The 18,827-nt window shown below is 44.2% G+C and carries 18 protein-coding genes; 2 read left to right on the plus strand and 16 right to left on the minus strand.

What is annotated here, in order from left to right:
- Positions 1 to 5: 5 nt before the first annotated feature.
- The 7 genes from AB8613_RS18295 to AB8613_RS18325 all read right to left on the minus strand — a co-directional run bounded on the left by AB8613_RS18295 (position 6) and on the right by AB8613_RS18325 (position 6,558).
- A complete protein-coding gene (locus tag AB8613_RS18295) occupies positions 6 to 1,040 on the minus strand; it encodes a sensor histidine kinase (protein WP_372385494.1) in 1,035 nt (344 codons plus the stop codon).
- The gene (locus AB8613_RS18300) at positions 1,040 to 2,332 is read right to left on the minus strand and encodes a hypothetical protein (RefSeq protein WP_146492644.1); all 1,293 of its coding nucleotides are present in this window, start codon (positions 2,330 to 2,332) and stop codon (positions 1,040 to 1,042) included. The genes AB8613_RS18295 and AB8613_RS18300 overlap by 1 nt, the downstream gene beginning before the upstream one ends.
- A 9-nt stretch (positions 2,333 to 2,341) precedes the next feature.
- A complete protein-coding gene (locus AB8613_RS18305; RefSeq protein WP_057622713.1) occupies positions 2,342 to 3,136 on the minus strand; it encodes an outer membrane lipoprotein-sorting protein in 795 nt (264 codons plus the stop codon).
- Complete coding sequence (locus AB8613_RS18310) at positions 3,129 to 4,418, minus strand: ABC transporter permease (RefSeq protein WP_372385495.1); 1,290 nt, start codon at positions 4,416 to 4,418, stop codon at positions 3,129 to 3,131. The genes AB8613_RS18305 and AB8613_RS18310 overlap by 8 nt, the downstream gene beginning before the upstream one ends.
- Positions 4,406 to 5,104, minus strand: coding sequence for an ABC transporter ATP-binding protein (locus AB8613_RS18315; protein ID WP_372385497.1), 699 nt, complete (start codon positions 5,102 to 5,104; stop codon positions 4,406 to 4,408). The genes AB8613_RS18310 and AB8613_RS18315 overlap by 13 nt, the downstream gene beginning before the upstream one ends.
- A 65-nt stretch (positions 5,105 to 5,169) precedes the next feature.
- A complete protein-coding gene (locus AB8613_RS18320; RefSeq protein WP_372385499.1) occupies positions 5,170 to 5,850 on the minus strand; it encodes a hypothetical protein in 681 nt (226 codons plus the stop codon).
- A 270-nt stretch (positions 5,851 to 6,120) separates the two neighbouring features.
- Positions 6,121 to 6,558, minus strand: a complete 438-nt coding sequence (locus AB8613_RS18325) for a carboxymuconolactone decarboxylase family protein (protein WP_372385500.1) — start codon at positions 6,556 to 6,558, stop codon at positions 6,121 to 6,123.
- A 127-nt stretch (positions 6,559 to 6,685) separates the two neighbouring features.
- On the opposite strand from AB8613_RS18325, the gene AB8613_RS18330 reads away from it, so the two are divergent.
- Positions 6,686 to 7,615: a LysR family transcriptional regulator gene (locus AB8613_RS18330; protein ID WP_372385501.1), complete on the plus strand. Its 930-nt coding sequence runs from the start codon at positions 6,686 to 6,688 to the stop codon at positions 7,613 to 7,615.
- Between the two features lie 92 nt (positions 7,616 to 7,707).
- Here AB8613_RS18330 and sodC read toward each other — a convergent pair whose 3' ends face one another.
- The 8 genes from sodC to AB8613_RS18370 all read right to left on the minus strand — a co-directional run bounded on the left by sodC (position 7,708) and on the right by AB8613_RS18370 (position 16,411).
- On the minus strand, positions 7,708 to 8,223 hold the full coding sequence (gene sodC / locus AB8613_RS18335; protein WP_372385503.1) for a superoxide dismutase [Cu-Zn] SodC: 516 nt from the start codon (positions 8,221 to 8,223) through the stop codon (positions 7,708 to 7,710).
- A 37-nt stretch (positions 8,224 to 8,260) separates the two neighbouring features.
- Entirely contained in the window at positions 8,261 to 8,725 is a 465-nt protein-coding gene (locus tag AB8613_RS18340; RefSeq protein ID WP_285953404.1) for an ankyrin repeat domain-containing protein, read from the minus strand.
- A 113-nt stretch (positions 8,726 to 8,838) separates the two neighbouring features.
- On the minus strand, positions 8,839 to 10,359 hold the full coding sequence (locus AB8613_RS18345; protein ID WP_372385504.1) for a catalase: 1,521 nt from the start codon (positions 10,357 to 10,359) through the stop codon (positions 8,839 to 8,841).
- Positions 10,360 to 10,614: 255 nt separating this feature from the next.
- Positions 10,615 to 12,060, minus strand: a complete 1,446-nt coding sequence (locus tag AB8613_RS18350; RefSeq protein ID WP_123287158.1) for a sugar porter family MFS transporter — start codon at positions 12,058 to 12,060, stop codon at positions 10,615 to 10,617.
- Positions 12,061 to 12,102: 42 nt separating this feature from the next.
- Positions 12,103 to 12,759: a hypothetical protein gene (locus AB8613_RS18355; protein WP_123287160.1), complete on the minus strand. Its 657-nt coding sequence runs from the start codon at positions 12,757 to 12,759 to the stop codon at positions 12,103 to 12,105.
- Entirely contained in the window at positions 12,738 to 13,592 is an 855-nt protein-coding gene (locus AB8613_RS18360) for a PfkB family carbohydrate kinase (RefSeq protein WP_123287162.1), read from the minus strand. Before AB8613_RS18360 ends, AB8613_RS18355 begins: the two co-directional genes overlap by 22 nt.
- Before the next feature lie 18 nt (positions 13,593 to 13,610).
- Positions 13,611 to 14,663 (minus strand): class II fructose-bisphosphate aldolase, encoded by a 1,053-nt coding sequence (gene fba / locus AB8613_RS18365; RefSeq protein WP_123287164.1) that lies wholly within the window; start codon positions 14,661 to 14,663, stop codon positions 13,611 to 13,613.
- A gap of 224 nt (positions 14,664 to 14,887) precedes the next feature.
- Positions 14,888 to 16,411, minus strand: a complete 1,524-nt coding sequence (locus tag AB8613_RS18370) for a glycoside hydrolase family 32 protein (RefSeq protein ID WP_372385505.1) — start codon at positions 16,409 to 16,411, stop codon at positions 14,888 to 14,890.
- A 223-nt stretch (positions 16,412 to 16,634) separates the two neighbouring features.
- On the opposite strand from AB8613_RS18370, the gene AB8613_RS18375 reads away from it, so the two are divergent.
- The gene (locus AB8613_RS18375; protein WP_372385506.1) at positions 16,635 to 17,864 is read left to right on the plus strand and encodes an ROK family transcriptional regulator; all 1,230 of its coding nucleotides are present in this window, start codon (positions 16,635 to 16,637) and stop codon (positions 17,862 to 17,864) included.
- Positions 17,865 to 17,949: 85 nt separating this feature from the next.
- Here AB8613_RS18375 and AB8613_RS18380 read toward each other — a convergent pair whose 3' ends face one another.
- Positions 17,950 to 18,825, minus strand: a complete 876-nt coding sequence (locus tag AB8613_RS18380; protein ID WP_372385507.1) for an NAD(P)-dependent oxidoreductase — start codon at positions 18,823 to 18,825, stop codon at positions 17,950 to 17,952.
- Positions 18,826 to 18,827 lie beyond the last annotated feature (2 nt).

Genomic DNA, 18,827 nt, shown 5'->3' on the forward strand with positions numbered 1-18,827 from the left:
TAGTTCTAGACAACTGCGTCAGTCAGCGGTAACAGGATCGTCGACACTACCCCGCCCTCAGTTTGTTCAGTAATAGTTAGACTCGCCTTATCACCATAAAGGGTTTCGATTCTTTGACGAATATTGCTTAACCCAACACCGTGCCCCGTATTCGCAGAGGGCGTTTTCAACCCAGCACCACTGTCTGACACTTCAATCTTCAACTGTTCAGCTTGCTGGGTAATACGGATATTCACTTCGCCACCTGCGGCTTTTGGCTCAATACCGTGAGTTAATGCGTTCTCAACCAAGGGTTGAATTAAGAAGGGCGGAATCACTTGCTGATCGCTAATGTTGTTCGTTTCAATCGAGAAGGCTAAGCGCTCATCTAAACGAATTTTCTGGATGTTAAGATAAGCATCCAGCAAGTCGACCTCTTGTGCGATGGTCGATTGCTCAGTGCGGCTATTCTTCAAAGTCACACGCAACAAGTCGGTCAGTTTTTCGAGCATCAACTTGGCTTTCGCGCTGTCACTCTCAATCAATACATTGATGGTCGCAAGCGTGTTGAACAAGAAGTGCGGTTCAATTTGGCTCTGTAGTTGTTTAAGCTGACTCAGCACCACCACCTTCTCTTGATCGGCCTGACGGCGCTTGGCCACTTCTAATTCGTTATCGGCACGTAACTGCTGCTCTCGTGTGTAGAAATAGTAATAGCAAACCGAACAGAAGATCACACCAAGCAACACGACAGATTTAAGGTCCGAGATATTGGCCCCAAAATACCCGTTCAACCAATAGTGCGCGTTCAAGGTACCAAAGGTCATCGCGATCACCATTGAGATACCCACTTCAAGCGTGCGGGATGTTCTCTTGAACAACTTAACCAAGATGAAAGAAGAACCCACCGCGCTGTAGCCAAAGCCAAAACTGATTGCTAGGTTAACCGTTAATCCGCCGCCCCAAATCGTATGGGTTGTAATCGCAATAAGAACACAAAATAGCGTGGTGAACGCAAAGCTTTTGATCCATGAAAACCGACTGTTTGAAGAAGTGTTCATTAAAATCGTCCTTTGATATTTATAAGAATCATATGACTATCGGGTAAGTTGGCGTAAGCAGAATCACTTTTACCGCCTAGAAAGCGTGCAGCAAGTTCCAATTCCAACGATGAATCACCATTATCTAACGCCTGATAGTTGAGCCACTGAGTAGCAATAAAACCACCATCTTGTGGAGACAACATCACATCAAATGTTGGCGTGATATCTTCAAGCCAGCCATGTGTCGAGTCCAAAGACCAGTGAAACATGATGTTGTGTTGAACCAAATTGGCGTGCTGATAACCTTGCGCGTAAGAGCCTGCCAACAATGCTGTCATCGGATTAACTGACAAAGGCTCGGCACTTTCTATTGCGCTTTGCCACTCAGAGTCACTCCACGCTCGGCTATCAAACCAGTATTCCAACACCACATTGTGGCCCGTGTCATTGGCCCATGTTAGTCCTGCTAACGCTTGATAAGCTTCGCCCTGCTCTTCAAGATAAACCGGTTTAAGCATTGAATCCGGCTGACTGTAGCCAAGGCTTTGTCGTTGATAGACCACCGAACCATGAAACTCCCATGCAAGGTTTAAGACCGAAACCAAACTCGCTCCAAGCAAGCCGTGGCGCACATCATCATAATAAGCGACCCACTGATACTCATGGTCACCCACTAGGTTGTAACGACGTAAGCCAAATCCTTGTTGCTGGTTCTGCTTTTCGAATTCATTTACGTCTTGAGAAGTCCATGACGAATCGCTGTAAAGCAGTGTCCATTCGCCCGTCATATCGAACAGTGACGCCGACGCAACACCCGCCCCCTCCTCAGCGACAATGCCTACTGGGTTTTGGCGATAAGGCTTGATGATGTCTAGCGGTCGGTAGCCATAACCCACGCCCCAATCGAGGCGAACCTTGCCGAGCGTCACATCGAGGTAGTGGTCACCGACTATAGAATTAGACACCTCAACACCACCTTGCCAAAACAACTCGCGCACGATGAATTCCGATTCAAAGCTCGCCTCTTGTCCTTGAGGATTGTTACTCAAAATATCGTTGGCTTTGACTGCAAACAGGCCAAGCCAATTGTTATAACCAACCTCAAGATCCAGTAAACCATTGAGCGACTGGCGATTATCAGATGCTAAAGGAGTGAATGGTGACTCTCGTGATTCAATCGCTTCGGCACTGAGTTGCCAATCCCAAGCCAAGCTCAGCTCATCCGCTTGAATCGTGTTACTTACGCAAGACAAAGCAAGCAAAATAGCAGCTGAATACTTGATGTAAGGCTTACGACTAGAAGCTTTCATGGCATCCACCTAAAGCCCAGATACGCTATTACGCGATAAGTAAGCTGGGTTGTAGTATTTGTCTGCCAAGGCTTGTTCGCTTACTTCGCGGTACTCAATCACGGTCTTCTTACTTGGTTGAATCTTATCAAGTAAGGTCATTGACACTACACTCGGCAAGCCATCACGCACGCCTTCAGTAAACCACGCTTGCTTGGCTAGTTTTCCTGAACGCAAATACAAATCCGCTTTAACTGGAAATGCGCGCTCTGTCGTTAACCACAGATCGATGGATTGATAACTCGCGCCCTTAGTTTTTGCGGTGAGTTTTAAGTGATGGGTATCAAGCAGATCACCACTTGACACCTCAACCTGTTGTTCGACAACCCACTCACCTTGGTAATCTTCGCTCCAAGTGAGCGTTGAGATATCACCAACCGAAGCTTCACCAAGCAATTTTTGCATCGGGGTAATACGAATTGGACGACGAGATTTCGGCATCAATAACCAATAGTTGTCTTCTATCATCAGCATCTTTTGACCCGCCTCGACAGCCGACTTGAACACCACTAACGACTCTCGATTGGGTCTTGTGTAGACGTTGTACTCACGTGTTTTATCGAGTTGTTCGTCTTGATATAACGCCACCAGAGAAACCACTTTCGACGCCTGTTCGCTGTTCAAACGGTAGCTGTCTGCCTTGGCTATCATCTCGGTAACTTGCTGTGAATCGACTGCCCAGCTTGGTGTCGATACTAGAACCAAAGCTAAAACAGAGCCCAACGCGAAAGCCAAGGTATTGAATGAACGAGTTAATTTACACATAAACCAGCGCCTCCGTGATTGGCTTATTCACGCCTTTACGAGCAGAGAAATAAGCAGCCAGCAAACATATCGTCAGCACACCTAACGTCGCGTAACCAACCAATTCTAATGAGAAGTAAATGTTGAGTGGGTAACCTTCGGTTCGACCCGGAGGTGGTGGCATTTGTATATCGACTACCAGTAACAACACCGACACTAAACCGCTCACTAGTGCGCCTATCGCACTGCCAATTACCGCCAGTAATCCCGCCTCTTTTAAGAAGCCTGCGACGATTTCAGAAGGGTAACTACCAAGAGCCGACAAGGTGCCAATTTCACGAGTGCGCTCCGTCACCGACATGGTCATGGTGTTAAACAGCGACACGAACACTACCAATGCCATCACCGCGCCCATAATGCCGAAGATCCGGTCATAAAGATCTTTAACCTTGGTGTAGAAAAACGCGCGATCTTGCCATGGGGTGATCTCTATTTCAGAACCTTGTTGAGCATCTTGCTTGTCCAAAGCCATTCGAATACGTTGTTGAACCGTCGATGTCTTGTTGGTTTCAAAAAGGAATACCGACAAGGTACTAACTTTGTCTGAAGCTAAAAGCTCTTGAGCTGTCATGATGTGTACGTACAACTGACGCTTATCCAACTCAGGCACGCCAGTCGAGTAAATGCCCTGCACCTTAAAATCAAAGGCATTCAATGCGCCATCACTGGTCGTCGCAAGCAATGTGACCCAATCACCAACGGCCACGTTGAGGTTACGAGCAAGGTCGGTTCCGAGCATCACTTGTGGCTCTTGGCTGTCGTATCTTGGTGATTTCACATCCGAGAGGGTTTGACCGCTGCGCACATCAAGGAACGGCCCTTTCATGTCGAACTCGCGCTCATTAACGCCCGTTCCCATGAAGATGGTCGACTTACTGCCGTTAGAAACCAAACCGCTGAAGTAGACTCTTGGCTGAACACCACGCACGTCGCTGTCGCCAATAATGCTCTTGGTTAGCGCTTGAACGTTATCCAGACCATTGCTCAGCGGCATGTCTTCATCTTGCTCAAAATAACCCGGCGTGCTCAAGGTAAGGTGGCCAGTATCGCGCGCGGTCGATTCTCTCAAGGATTCGTAGGTGTAAAGCCCATAGCCTCCTGCCGACGTCAACGCAAATACGGCAATGGCGATGATCAATACAGAAAGCAGACTGCGGCGACCATTTCTTAATAGATTAAGCCACGCCAAACGCACCGAAGTTGGAAGTAAAAACGTGCTCATTCTTTGTGTTAACTTGCCCATGAGATCGCCTCCGTTGCTGTGATTTGTGGTGCCAGTTGGCCGTCGATAAGTTCAATCACTCGGTCGCAGCGCTGCGCCATTCTTGGGTCGTGCGTTGCGACAATAAAGGTAGTGCCCATTTCGTGGCCAAGCTCTTTCATAATGTCGATCACAAGGTTTGCGGTATGACTGTCTAAGCTCGCGGTCGGCTCATCGGCAATCACTAAGCTTGGGTTGTGGATCAGTGCTCTGGCTATCGCGACACGTTGTTGCTGACCGCCTGAAAGGTTGTCTGGGCGGTGATGAACGTAATCTCCTAGCCCAACACGCTCTAACATCTCTTGCGCTCTGGTCTGCTGTTCTTGTTTCGAACATTGGTTCAACATCAATGGATAAGCGACGTTTTCAAGCGCAGTCATTACAGGAACCAGATTGAAGCGCTGAAACACAAAACCCAACGACTGGCGGCGAAAACGCGCAGCAGCAATCTGATCAGTTGGATACGCTTTGCCATCAATGTTTATCTCGCCTTGATAGTCCATATCTAACAAGCCAAGAATGTTCAACAGTGTGCTTTTCCCTGACCCAGACGGGCCGCACAGTGCCACCATTTCACCGCGTTTAATCTGACCATCGACTCCCTTAAGAGCAGCGACACGTTGACCGCCCGTGAGATACGACTTGCCGATTCCTTTAAATTCAATCATTTCATTGTCCTCTGATACCCATCGACTCTTGAGCATTCGCCCCTGTTATTTACCTTGCGCGTCCATTATTTCGCTTTCGTAAGAAGAGCTTTAGCAGTCATGGTTTCGATGTTGTCTGCATCGGCCATTTCCATTTGTTCTAACCATGCTTGCGCTTGCGTTAGGTCTTCAGCACGAATCGATGCGGTAATTGCGTAACGATAAATCCATGAAGTTGCAGAGAAATGCTGTTGTTGAAATTCATCTTCCGCGAGTAGCGAAAGGAACAGGTCATAACCGCGATCAAAGTGATTAAACATGTCTGGTAGAGAGGTGTAAGTCACCGCAGCCATAGCGCGAGTTAGGTACGAATCTGGTAGCCCTTGAACACGAGGTTGCTCATGAATCGGTTGGTCTTCGTCTTTAAGCAGAACCAGTGATTTATCGATGGTCGATAAACCCTTTTCCACATACTTCATCTTATTCCAAGGTAAGAACGCATCACGCCCCATTAAGGTTTCTGTGCTTCCTAAGTAGACCAAGGTCAGTGGCGTCGCACCGTCTTGTTGCAGCGTGTCATTCAGGCGCTCGTAAGCCACCTCAACCAAATCTTCATTGCCTTGCGCCGCTTGGTTGTAAATATCAAGCACGTCTGAACTCGGGTTCGCTAAAGCTAACGACGGAGCAAACGAAACAAGCGCAATCAGTAATGAACGCTTAAACAAAGAAGTGGTAGAGCCTGAATTTAATGAGTGTGAAGTAGTCATGATTTCTAATCCCTTTCAAATGTTGACGTTGAAAGGTTAACCACAAACTGTCACGCCGTTTTATCAATGCGACGAATGGTCATGACAAGGAGTGAATGGTTTGGAGAGGGTGTGAGTGGGAAACAAAAAGCACGAGTGGTGACGTTTTCAGCCCTAGTACCAATCAAAAATCACGAAGAATCGTCCTAATTAATTTAGAAGGTTACAAACTCAAAAGAGCCTGTAACCTTTTTAAGTGACAGCTATCTGGATTTGTTCTGATTTTAATTTTTATTCGTGAGTCATCTTTATAGCAAGTGCAAAGCGATTCCAAGCATTAATCATGATTACTTGCATCATAGATTGTGCGAGTAACTCTTCTCCTAATAAGCTTAGACATTGCTGATAAGTTGTATCCGAAACACCCGAATTTGAAATCAGCGTCATTTCGTCCGTTAGACTCAAAATTGCTCGCTCCGTTTCATTAAACAGTGGTGACTCCTGCCATGCTGACAGAGCAAACAATTTCTGCTGTGAGATATCACTCTTCAACGCTTCAGTTGTGTGCATTTGGATACAGTAAGCACATTTATTGATGATTGACGCTCTGATTTTGATCATTTCTTTTAGTTCGCTAGATAACTTAACATCAGATAAATAGCCTTCGATAGACAGCATTGCGCTTAAAGCATCAGGTTGAACTTGTGCAATATCGATACGTTTTAACATTTTGGCACCTAGATTTAGTTAATGAATGTCGCTATTAATGCGACAACGTTATTGTGCACCATTCGAAATATAAGCAGAATACACATATTATACGAATCATTTATGCACAAAATGCAAAGGTGAGCATGTGTTAGAGCTAATCAAAATATTTGACCAAGTCGTGGAGTCTGGAAGTTTTTCTCAAGCAGGTAGAGCCTTGAATATGGCTCCATCTTCTGTAGCAAGAAATATAGATAGCCTCGAAAGTAAGATTAAAACTTCACTTTTTAAACGCAGTACACGACAGCTAATGCTGACTGAAGAAGGTCAATATTTTTACCAAAAATCGGCCAAAATATTACAAGATAGCAATAGATTGTTAGAAGAAATGAAAGGTAATCAAGGCGATCCTGAAGGGGTGCTGCGAGTTTCCGTTTTTGAAAGCTTTGGTAATCTGTGCCTTACTCCATTAATTCCAGAGTTCCTTGAGCGATACCCTAAAATACAAGTTGAGTTAGAACTAGATAACAACGTGGTCGATTTAAACAGTGAAAATATTGATGTGGCTATCCGTATTGGCACACCACAAGACAGTCGACTCAAGGCTCGTCATCTACTGACAAATAACGCGTCATTGGTCGCAGCCCCGTCGTATACTGAAAAGTATGGAACTATCGATAAACCCGAAGAGTTGCAAGATCACAACTGTTTGTTGATAAGTCATGAACGGCAAAAAAACTATTGGTACTTTAAGAAAAATGCAGTTAACAAAAAAGTGTTAGTGACAGGCAATTTGATATCAAAAGGCGGCTCACCTCTTTTACATGCTGCGCTAAGCGGAGTTGGCGTTCTTTTACTATCTGACTGGATGCTACAACCGTACTTGGAAAATGGACAGTTAACGGAGTTACTCCCTCACTGGACATCAATGCACAGTGAGCAAGGGAGTGGTGAAATATTCGCAATATATAAAAACACTCAATACCCAAGACCTCATATCCGTTTGTTTATTGATTTTTTAATTGAAAAGCTAGAGCCTTTGAAGAGCGTCCATCCAAACAAAAGCCTAAGTGATTAATGAGAGTTCTGCGTTAGAGATAAGTGTCACCTCTGAATACAAAAAGCGCTCCAAAGTAAATTGGAGCGTTTTAACGACTTTTAAAAAGGGGATTACTTAATCACGCCACATACAATGCGTGCACCACCACCGCCAAGCTTAGCTGGATGGTCAGAGTGGTTGTCACCGCCTGCGTGGATCATCAAGGCTCTGCCTTTTACGTCATCCAATGTAACTCTTGGCGCCATCACTGGCTGGTCGGCTACTCCATTAGCATTAACGTAAAGCGGTGGTAAATCGCCAAGGTGATTATCATCCGTCCAAGGGAAACCATGTTTACCCGTTTCCTCTGGATCATAATGTCCTCCTGCAGCTCCACCGAGTATGGTTTTGCCATCCTTTGTGATGCTATCGCATGAACCATTCGCGTGCACATGAAAGCCATGCGTACCAGCTGGTAAGCCTTTCAATTCTGGTGTAAAGACAGCTCCGTAATCACTTGAGCTTATCATCACTGTTCCGGCTGACTGACCAGAGCCAAGATCGATCATTTCAACACTCACCGCTTCAGCGAAAACAGAAGAAGAAGAAATAAGGGTGAGTGCAGCAAGCCATGTTGTTTTGTTCATATCATTACGTCCTTTTATTGTTATTAGTACTCTTCATTCAGTACTTAAGGGATTTTAGTACATTAGATTGACCATAGATTTCAGCAAATTCTTTCAGATTAAGCCCTGCTTTATTACGCAGTTCTGAGGCACACTCCGCTTGGTACAAATCTTTCGCTATACCAATTTCACGTTTTATAAGTGCTCCCATCAAAGCTGTGTTACCGCGCTTATCTTGCAAACACGCATTCGCCCCAGAATCGAGTAGCAAGCGGACGGTTTCTCTATTTCCTTGATAAGCCGCAACCATGAGTGCTGTGTAACTTTGGTTATTACGTTGATCAATAGGGAAACCTTGCGAAACAAATGCATCGACCACTTCATTATTGCCGATGCGTGCGGCATCAAAGAACAGCCCAACCAGAGATTGGTACTCCTCTTCCAGTTGGTTATCTGCAGCCAATAAGCTGAACGATAAACTCAAAGAAAAAACAATGGAACTAAGCAAAAATACGATTTTCATTTATTCCCCCTCACTAACATAATTAGAGAATGGTCTACAGGAGTCCTGATTTTCGGGCAGAAAAGAGCAGATAAATCTCCCGTAGGCCAAAACTTTACGCCTTACAGTACTGCCTAGTCGTTCACTTGGGAGCGTTTTTTGACTTGTGAGATACTGGTGTCAGTTGCTTTAGCCAAACGCGTTCCATACTCTTTATCTGCACGATAGAAGTAGCTCACCATGATTTCCTTAACTTCTTTATCCATAACCTTATTTAGGTCACCTGCTAAGTTTGTAATCAAATCACTTTTATCTTGTTCACTCATGCTGCGGTACTGCACACCCGCTTGATAGAAGTTTCGTGGATTACTGATCGCTTTTTGTTGCACCGTACCAACAAGTTTGGTTTCTACGGCTTTGAATTGAGCATCTTCTGCCAACTCTAGCTTTCGGCTTGGCTCATAGTTAACAGCACCATGGCTTAGTGATGCATTATTACTCAAACCATTTTGGTTATGGCTGCTCACTGGCGCTAACGGTCGGTTAACGGGTAGTTGGAACAGGTTAGCGCCCAAGCGATAAAGCTGTGTATCGGCGTAAGCAAACAAGCGACCTTGCAGCAAACGGTCTTCCGATGGCTCGATGCCAGGAATTAGATTCGAAGGCGCAAATGCCGCCTGTTCGGTGTCTAAAAAGAAATTTTCTGGTAGACGATTCAGCGTCATAGTGCCGACTTTTTGATCTGGCACATTCAGCCATACTTTGGTTGCATCGAGTCCGTTATAGTCAAGTTTGCTCAATGCTTCAGGAGACAATACCTTCACGTAAAGATCCCATTGAGGGTAATTACCTCGGCCAATTTCAGCATAAAGGTCATTGGTAAGATGGTTGAACTCTTTACCTTGCATCTCAGTGACTTGATCAGGGCGAAGGCTTTTAACACCTTGCTGACTCTTCCATTGGAACTTCACATAGTTCACGTCGCCTTGCTTATTGATCCACTTATAGGCATGAACCCCAAAGCCATCCATTGTGCGATAACTCGCTGGCGTACCTAAATTACTGTACACCCAAGTCAACATGTTGGTCGCACCCGGCTCACTGCTAAAGAAGTCGAAGAATCGGTTTGGATCCTGAACGTTGGTGACTGGAGACGGTTTTAAAGAGTGCACCATATCCGGAAACTTAATCGAATCACGAATAAAGAACACAGGCAGATTATTCCCTACCAGATCCCAGTTACCCTGTTCAGTATAAAATTTGGTGGCAAAACCACGTGGGTCACGAAGTGTTTCTGGTGATCCTTTTGAGTGAATAACGGTCGAAAAACGAACGAAAACAGGAGTCACCTTACCTTTATTAGTAAAAGGGTCGGAAACCGTTAAATCACTAAAATTACCAGAAGCGACGAATTCACCATGTGCGCCCGTACCACGAGCATGAACAACACGCTCAGGAATACGTTCTCTGGCAAAACGCTGCAATTTTTGGATCAGATGGACGTCTTGCAGTAATACACTGCCATTCTCACCTGCTGTTATGGAGTTTTGGTTATCACCTACTGGTGCACCGTTGTCTCTGGTCAGGGTTTGAGCCTGTAGAGATGTGCTGGCTAAGCCAACTGTAATTAATAAAAAGCTTTTTGACATCTGCATGGTTGCTCTCCAATGCGTGCTAACCATCAAACCAATCGAGTGGTTAATGGATATTCAAAAGCTCTTTTCTGCCCACCAAGAATATAACTTCAATGTTTACATTTGTTTAATGGGAAATAACGATAGATTCAATAGGTGAAAACGATGGAGTGATTAAGTTGGGGCAGGAGTGGGGAATGTATGTGGTGAGTTTTTTGAAAATAAAGAGCCTCCTATATGGTGGAGACTCTACTCATAACAGTATTAATTAAATCGTTATACTTGCTTTGGTTGAAGTTCTTTACCTTCGACCTCTTTTATATCAAATCGTTGCTTTAACTCTTTCTCGATGCTTTCTAAACTGCGATTTGCTGTTTCAGGAAGGATTTTGATGGCAAACCAAACTTGGCCAAGCAGGATAATCGCGAACATGATGAACAGTGCCGATGTTCCAAATGATTCTCTAAAAGCTGGTGTAAATGAGTTCAAGATAACACCTTGAATCCAGATTGCTGCCGTTGTTATTGAGACCGCGCGGCCACGGACTGAAGTTGGTAAAATCTCAGCTGAAATCGTGAATTTCAGAGGACCTAAACCTAGTGCTGTGAAAGCAACAAAGAACGCCATTAAGCCAACTATCAACATAGGTGGAGTATCAGGTCTGTCGAAGAATATTGCCAAACCAATCAAGCAAGTGAAACAACCAAGTGCAGAGGTTATTAGCATTTTTCTGCGACCCACTTTATCGATGAATACCATTGATAAAGAGGTAAAAATAACGCTTACTAAGCAGATCCAACCAAAACCTCCCAGTGCAGAACCTTGGTTGCCCATTATCTCTTCTAGCATTACAGGGCCGTAGTACATCACAACAGTTACGCCAGACCACTCTGACCATATTGCTAGTAATACACCCGTCATCAAGCCGAAACGCATCACTGGATTTTTGACTAATTGTTTATATGATCCTGCTTTCTCTGAGCGAATTACCTGACGACATTCAATAATCGCTTCTTCTGCTTCACCCTTGGTTAAAAACTTTCTCAGAATGTTAGCCGCTTCTTTTTCTCTAGCTTTAGATATCAACCAACGAGGAGATTCCGGAAAAAATGCTACCAAACCAAGGAAAATAACTGCAGGCAAAAATTCAACAGAGAACATACCACGCCAGTTTTCAATAATAAAGAAATGGTCAAGGTAATGACCCGTAACAACGGCAGCCTGGCTGTAGTTAACAATCAATGTGTTGGTGATCACTGAGCAAGTTAAACCGATCACAATAGCAACTTGAAACAGATTACTGAGTTTTCCTCTATGCCTTGCTGGAGCTACTTCTGCAATGTACATAGGGCAAACCACGGTCGCGATACCGATGCCAAAGCCACCAATGATACGTGCCCAGATCAGTAAGTTGAATGAGTCTGCGTACATACAGCCAAGCACCGATACGATAGCTAGTAAAGCACCTAGCATCAGAGGTTTTTTACGCCCAGCATAGTCAGCAATAGGACCTGCGATTATGCTACCAAATAAGCAACCCACAAGCGCTGATGATACATACCAGCCTTGTTGTAAGGTCGATAATTCGAACTGTTGTGTGATTTGCGTGATCGTGCCGCCAATAACAATGGTGTCCATTCCAAATAGGAACCCACCAATCGTTGCCGCAGCGCAAATGAATGTTAAAAAGAACATCTTCTTATTGTTTTCGCTAAGAATCATTTGATCTCTCCATGAGAATTGTAGGGTACATGGGACGCTGTTCTAGTGCGTCTGGATTACGTAGTCTGCGTTTGATTCGTATTGTTTTATTTTTAACGCATTAACTAGATCCACGCGCTCGGTTTTATCGAGCGCCTCTTTTTTCGACTTTCCACCAGCTAGGTGTCTTGATATTAATCGCTCTCTGAGTACTTCTTCACTTGCTGTGAGAAAGATCTTCAAGTCAATTAAATCGCTGACTGGTCGCCAGTCTTCGTCGGTTGAGTAGATGTAATTGCCCTCGAGTAAAATAATTTGAGTGTCTGGCTCAATTAAAAAACCTTTTGCAATGGGATCGTGTAACTCACGACAGTATTTCGGCCAAAAGAATGCGTCAGTGTTTGGCGTCACCGCTTTGGAAAGCAAATGTGCTAATGAGGTTACATCAAATGTTTCGATGCTACCTTTGACTGACGTCAGTCCTTTCTCTTTCAGTACCGAATTGGGGTAGTGAAAGCCGTCCATTGGACACAGTTGGGCTTTAAATCCTAACAGTGACAGTCCAGACAGTAGGGATTCAGACAATGTTGATTTACCCGTCGCTGGAGCACCAGAGATACCGATGACAAGAATTTGTTTCCCAGACTCTTGGTAGGTGTTGGCGACCAGTTGAGGAACGCTTGCAATGTCATCAACCGTTAACGAATGTGTTTTAGCCATGATCTGGTTCCTAATTCGGTACATGATAATGCCGCTATGTGACTGGCTTTCTTCAGAGAGTCACGGAAATCTTGACTCTCCAAGTAGTAATGGCAAAAAGCCCCATGGAAAATATCTCCAGCACCTAGCGTATCGATAGCATCCACTTTAGGTGCTGGGATTAACCCGCTACCGGACTCATCACTATAAAAAACACCTTTGTCGCCCAGCGTCATTGCCCACTTTTTGATCCCGTGTTGGTCGCAAAGTGCCTGCATTTTATCTTTGTCACCATTGGTGAATTCCTCTGAAACAATAGGAATAGTACAGAGAGATAAAAACTGTTCGCTGTGCGATTTCCAAGTACCAGCGTCTAACACAATATCCCCAGTAAACTCAGCCAAAGCTTGTACGTTTGCGCTAACAAACGGATGCTCATATTGATCAAGTAATACGAGCTTTGCATTATCTAGCCATTTCGGGTCTAAACTCATCACCTTTTCGCAATCGGGCTGACTAGCGTTGACGATGAGCCTAGATGCCGTTTGCTTTGCAGAGATAATGTTCGATAGTGGTAGCTGGTATTCATCGTCTAAACTTAAATCCACAACCGAAATTTCGTGTTCATTAAGCTCTGCTGTCACTATCGATTTATAGAGGTGCTCTTTACCTAAACATGTCCAAAGGTGTACATCAGAGCCTAATGCGTTGCATGCAATGGCAGCATTGAGTGCAGACCCACCACCACCAATAAAATCAGCAATTGCATTCACCTTTTGATCAGGTTCAGGCATCACTTCAACAAAGCTCATCAAATCAATCGTGCTTCTGCCTATAAATACACAATTTCCCATACGTAGAACTCCTTTGAATTACAGCTCACCGCTAGCGTAGCGTGCAGCCATATCATCCATAGAAATTGGTGTAATCTTGTCACCGTGACCAGCACAACCAAATCGTTCAAATCGGTTTAAACAAAGCTTCGTTAATTCGTCCATTCCAGCTAACAGGAACTTACGTGGGTCAAACTCTTGCGGATTTTTCATCGCGAGTTCACGAAAGCGACCAGACATCGCCATACGACAATCAGTATCGATATTTACCTTACGAACACCATGTTTGATACCGCGCTCAATTTCTTCGATTGGCACACCATATGTTTGAGGCATTTCACCGCCATTCTCATTGATCATATCTTGAAGGTATTGAGGAACCGATGAGGCACCATGCATAACTAGGTGAGTCGTTGGGAGCTTCGAGTGAATTTCTTCGATAACGTTCATCGCTAAGATATCGCCATCCGGTTTGCGAGTGAACTTGTAAGCACCATGGCTTGTACCACAAGCGATAGCTAGTGCGTCAACCTTTGTTCTTTTCACAAAATCAACGGCTTGATCCGGGTCTGTTAGCAATTGGCTCTTTTCAAGGATACCAACAGCACCAACGCCATCTTCAGCTTCAGCTTCACCAGTTTCTAAAGAGCCAATACAACCCAACTCACCTTCAACTGAAGCACCTACCCAGTGCGCAGATTGAGCGATACGAGAAGTAATATCTACATTGTAATCGTAGCTGCTTGGTGTTGAAGCATCACGCTCCAATGAGCCATCCATCATTACCGATGTAAAACCGTGGCGAATTGCTGACAAGCATGTTTCTTCGCTATTGCCATGATCTTGGTGAAGAACGATTGGTGTTTTCGGGAACATTTCAGCGAGAGCGCAAACCATCTTATAAAGCATCACGTCACCAGCGTAGCTTTTACGAGCATTGATGCTCGCCTGCAGAATGACACCTGAATTACATTTTGCTGCAGCGCGAACAATAGCAAGCCCTTGCTCCATATTGCTGATGTTGAATGCTGGAACTGCGTAACCATTTTCTGCTGCGTGATCCAGTAATTGTCTTAGTGTAACGATAGCCATTTTCTTCTCCAAAGTGATTTAATTGTTTCTTGCAATTAAATTTATTCTATTTAATTGCAAGAAACAATTAAATAGAATTTAGAATGTGAAAAGGATCGTGTTTTTGTTTTGAGGATCGTTATTTGAGTTGGATAAAAAGGACTTTTTTAAGGGAATACTTTTTGAGGTACAAAAAAGCCCAGCAATAAGCTGGGCTAAAAAGAAGAAGGAGAAAGCTGAATCAGTTACTCAGCAACACTTTTCATACCGAATGTTTTTAGTGTCTCAATTCTTGCATTACCGTTCTTAGCGTATACATAGAGACCTGTACTGTCTTCATCAGAGAAGATGTTATTGGTCATCACAGTACGGCCACCATCGGTAAAGATTTCAACAGAAATACTGTCCATAAAGATACGGATGTTTGCTCGATCTTTACTCGCACACTCTAGTGGACATGTTCTACGTAAGGCTGAACGACTGCCCGATTGAGTACGATCAAAAGCCAGTTCGCCTTTCTTTAGATCCAACTCAATCAGTGTTTTCTGCTCACCTTTACTGCGAATTTCAAATACAACGCTGTCACAATCGCTAGCAGCTAGGTCAATGTCCGCAATGATTTCACAGTGAACATTATCACCAGCTTCAAATGTGAATTTTTCACCATCGTTTAACTGGAGCTCTGTATGTCTTTTTGGAGAATGGCGCAATTTTTCAACTTCTTGCACAGGCATGAACTTCAGTTTCCCATCGTGACATAAAGAGACCTCTCGGGCCAAAGTGATACTACCGTACCAACCCAGTTCACTGGTATCGTAAGTGCCATCACACCATGGCATGAATGGCCATGAACCAATCCATGCTTGGATTAGGGTACGCCCATTTTCATCATCGAACACTTGTGGTGCGTAGTAGTCGAATCCCCAATCTAGAGAGCCCATCGTAGACCAATGGAACTTACCGGTTCGGTAATCAAGGTCACCAACAAGGTAAACTACTTGACGTTGCTGCATACCCATAGGTGAATACATAAGGACGTGTTTGTCACCCAATTTGAAGATATTTGGGCACTCAAGCATTGTCCCGAGTTCGCCCATACTCTCTACACAATAACCTATGAATTCCCAATCGGTTAAATTGTCTGATTTGTGAAGGCAGACTTTACCGAATCCATTGGTCTCGTAGTTTGATGGGTTAATTAGATCGCTCACGCCATCTGTTACACCGGTCACCATGTACCATGAGCCTTCATGCTTCCAAACCTTTGGATCGCGGAAGTCATGTAGGTTAATTCCCTCTGGTGGATCGGATAAGATTGGGTTCCCGTCATATTTGTCAAAGTTTACGCCATCAGTCGACGTTGCCATACATTGAACTTGGCGAGCTTGCGCACATCCCGTATAGAAAAGAGTCATCACACCATCGTTATTCACAGCACTACCCGTGAAGATACCTCCGCCATCCCAGCCGTCATATTCTTCGCTTGGCGCTAAAGCTTCTGGTAGTGTTTCCCAGTGAATGAGATCTTCGCTGACTGCATGCCCCCAGTGCATGGTTCCCCACTTGCCAGTGAAAGGATGGTGTTGATAGAAAAGGTGATATTTACCCTGATATTGAATCAGTCCATGCGGGTCATTAATCCAGCCTACCGGTGCTTGGTAATGGTAATGTTCACGCCAATGGTGCTCCTTAACCGTATCTTTATGTTCAGCGATGTATTCTTCAACTTGATCAATAATTGCCTGATGCTTCTTCTTATCGAATACCACAAGGACCTCCAATGTTATCGAAATATATTTAATTGCAACCTGCAATCAAATATATTTCATTTAATTGCAGCTAACAAATATAGTATGATGAACTTGAGATTGCGCTCACATAAGTAAAGTAGACTCAATTTCTAACTATATGATTTTATTGAAATTTAACTTTTTCTATATATTGTGTAGATCCATTGGAACGTTATTGCAGATTAAATTGGTCAGGAGAACTATGAATAAGCCTATGAGAAGCGGACTGGGCGTTTCGTTAGATGATGTACAAAATCATAATAAGCGCGTCATTCTTAATGCACTTCACAATAGTGGTAGTTGCTCCAGAAAAGAGATCAGCCAATTGGTTGGACTTGACCAAGCGACGGTAACTAGAGTGATAAAACCTCTAATAGAACAAGGGCTTATTGTTGAAACTGGTGTGCGAAAAGCGGCACGTGGTCGAAGCTCTATCTATCTGGGGTTCAATACCCAACATCTACGAATTGTGTCCGTTCGAATACAGCGTACTAACTTCTCAATTGATATCTACGATCTCAATGGTGTTTCGCTAACCAGCATAGTCAAACCAATTAATACTGATAATAGCCCAGAAGAGCTGATCGAGTATTTGACCAAGCAAGTGAGCGATGTTCTGAATGAGCAGGAAGGTGATATTTTAGGGATCTCGCTTGCGATGCCTGGCCCATTCTTAGAGCAAGATAATAAAATTATACTGATGACCGACGCAAAAAATTGGCAAGATGTTGATTTTATTTCCCACATGCGAGAGCAATTTCCAGACTATCCAATTTATGCAGGCCATGATGCAAAATTGGCTGCACTCGCGGTTTGGCGCCAGTTACAAAGCACTTATGAAGTAAGTGTTTTACTGTATGTATCTCTTGGGCAGGGTGTAGGTTCAGGCTTAGTAATTGAAGGGCAGGTTTATCACGGTAGTTTAGGGACGGCTGGAGAAATTGGTCACACATCGATCAATTTTCAAGGGCCGCAATGTAAGTGTGGCAATCTAGGTTGCCTTGAGCTGTATAGCTCAACAACGGCCTTGGTTGAACGTTACAAGGAAGAGGCCTCATTAGCATCCGCGGACTTTGAAATGGTAATAAATGCATTTCATGACAGAGAATCTGCTGCGATAAACGCGGTTGATTACTTAGCTAAGTGTTTAGCACATGGATTAGTAAACAATATTAACCAATTAAACCCTGATTTAGTGGTAATTGGTGATGAACTGACGCAATTAGGGGCTGATTTCTTAAATCGTGTAAAGGAATACACATTTCGTTTATTACTTCCGGATCTGGCAAGCAATATCGAACTGGTTCTTGATGAGAGTGATGAAGATTTGGTTCATAAAGGTAACTATCACAACGTGATGTCCAATGAGCTACTTCTGCCTTTAGCACATCTAGGGATTAAAGCCACCAACACACCTGAAAGTTCTAAATAAAGTTAGCTAACACAAACAAAAAAATAGCCGCTAATCAGCGGCTATTTTTAGTTATCTAAACGAAGCTTCAATTACTTCTGTCTTGCTACTTCTTCGTCTCTTCAACTACAGCTTTCATCAATACTGATGTGTCCATGCGGCCTTGTCCTTCAGCAGACAATGTCTTGTATGCGTTGTTGGTTTTTTCCGTCAACGGAAGTTGGATGCCTTGGCGTTCTGCTTCATCTAAGCAGAAGCCTAAGTCTTTGATCATCCAATCAATTGCGAAGCCGAAATCGAATTTATCTTGCGCCATTGTGGTAGCGCGGTTTTCCATCTGCCATGAGCCTGCCGCGCCGTTTTTAAGGCAATCAACCAGAGTTGGGATATCCAAACCTGACTTCTCTGCAAGTACCAAGCCTTCAGATAAGCCGTTCAATACACCTGCAATGCAGATCTGGTTAACCATTTTCGCGCGCTGGCCTTGGCCGACTTTACCCATCAGAACTGACGACTTGCCGTAAGCTTCAAATACAGGTTGAAGGTCGTTGAATAGCTCCTGTTCACCACCACACATGATAGTTAGTACGCCGTTTTCTGCGCCCGCTTGACCACCAGACACTGGTGCATCCATAAAGCGAACACCTGCTTGCTTTGCAGCTACTTCAAGTTCTTCAGACAGGATTGCAGACGTTGTTGTGTGGTCGACAAGAATCGCGTTTGGCTTCATTGCTGCCAATGCGCCCGTTTCGCTGGTTGTCATGCTGCGTACGTCGTCATCGTTACCAACACAGACCAATACTACATCAGCTTCGGCTACACACTCAGCCACAGACTCTGCCGCTTTACCTTGGTGTTTATCAGCCCAGTCTAGCGCTTTACTATGAGTACGGTTAAATACCGTGACTTCAAAACCGGCTTTGACTAGATGACCTGCCATTGGGAACCCCATAACGCCTAGCCCGATAAAACTTACTTTCATTT

Source organism: Vibrio sp. BS-M-Sm-2 (genome assembly GCF_041504345.1).
GTDB classification, from domain to species: domain Bacteria; phylum Pseudomonadota; class Gammaproteobacteria; order Enterobacterales; family Vibrionaceae; genus Vibrio; species Vibrio satsumensis.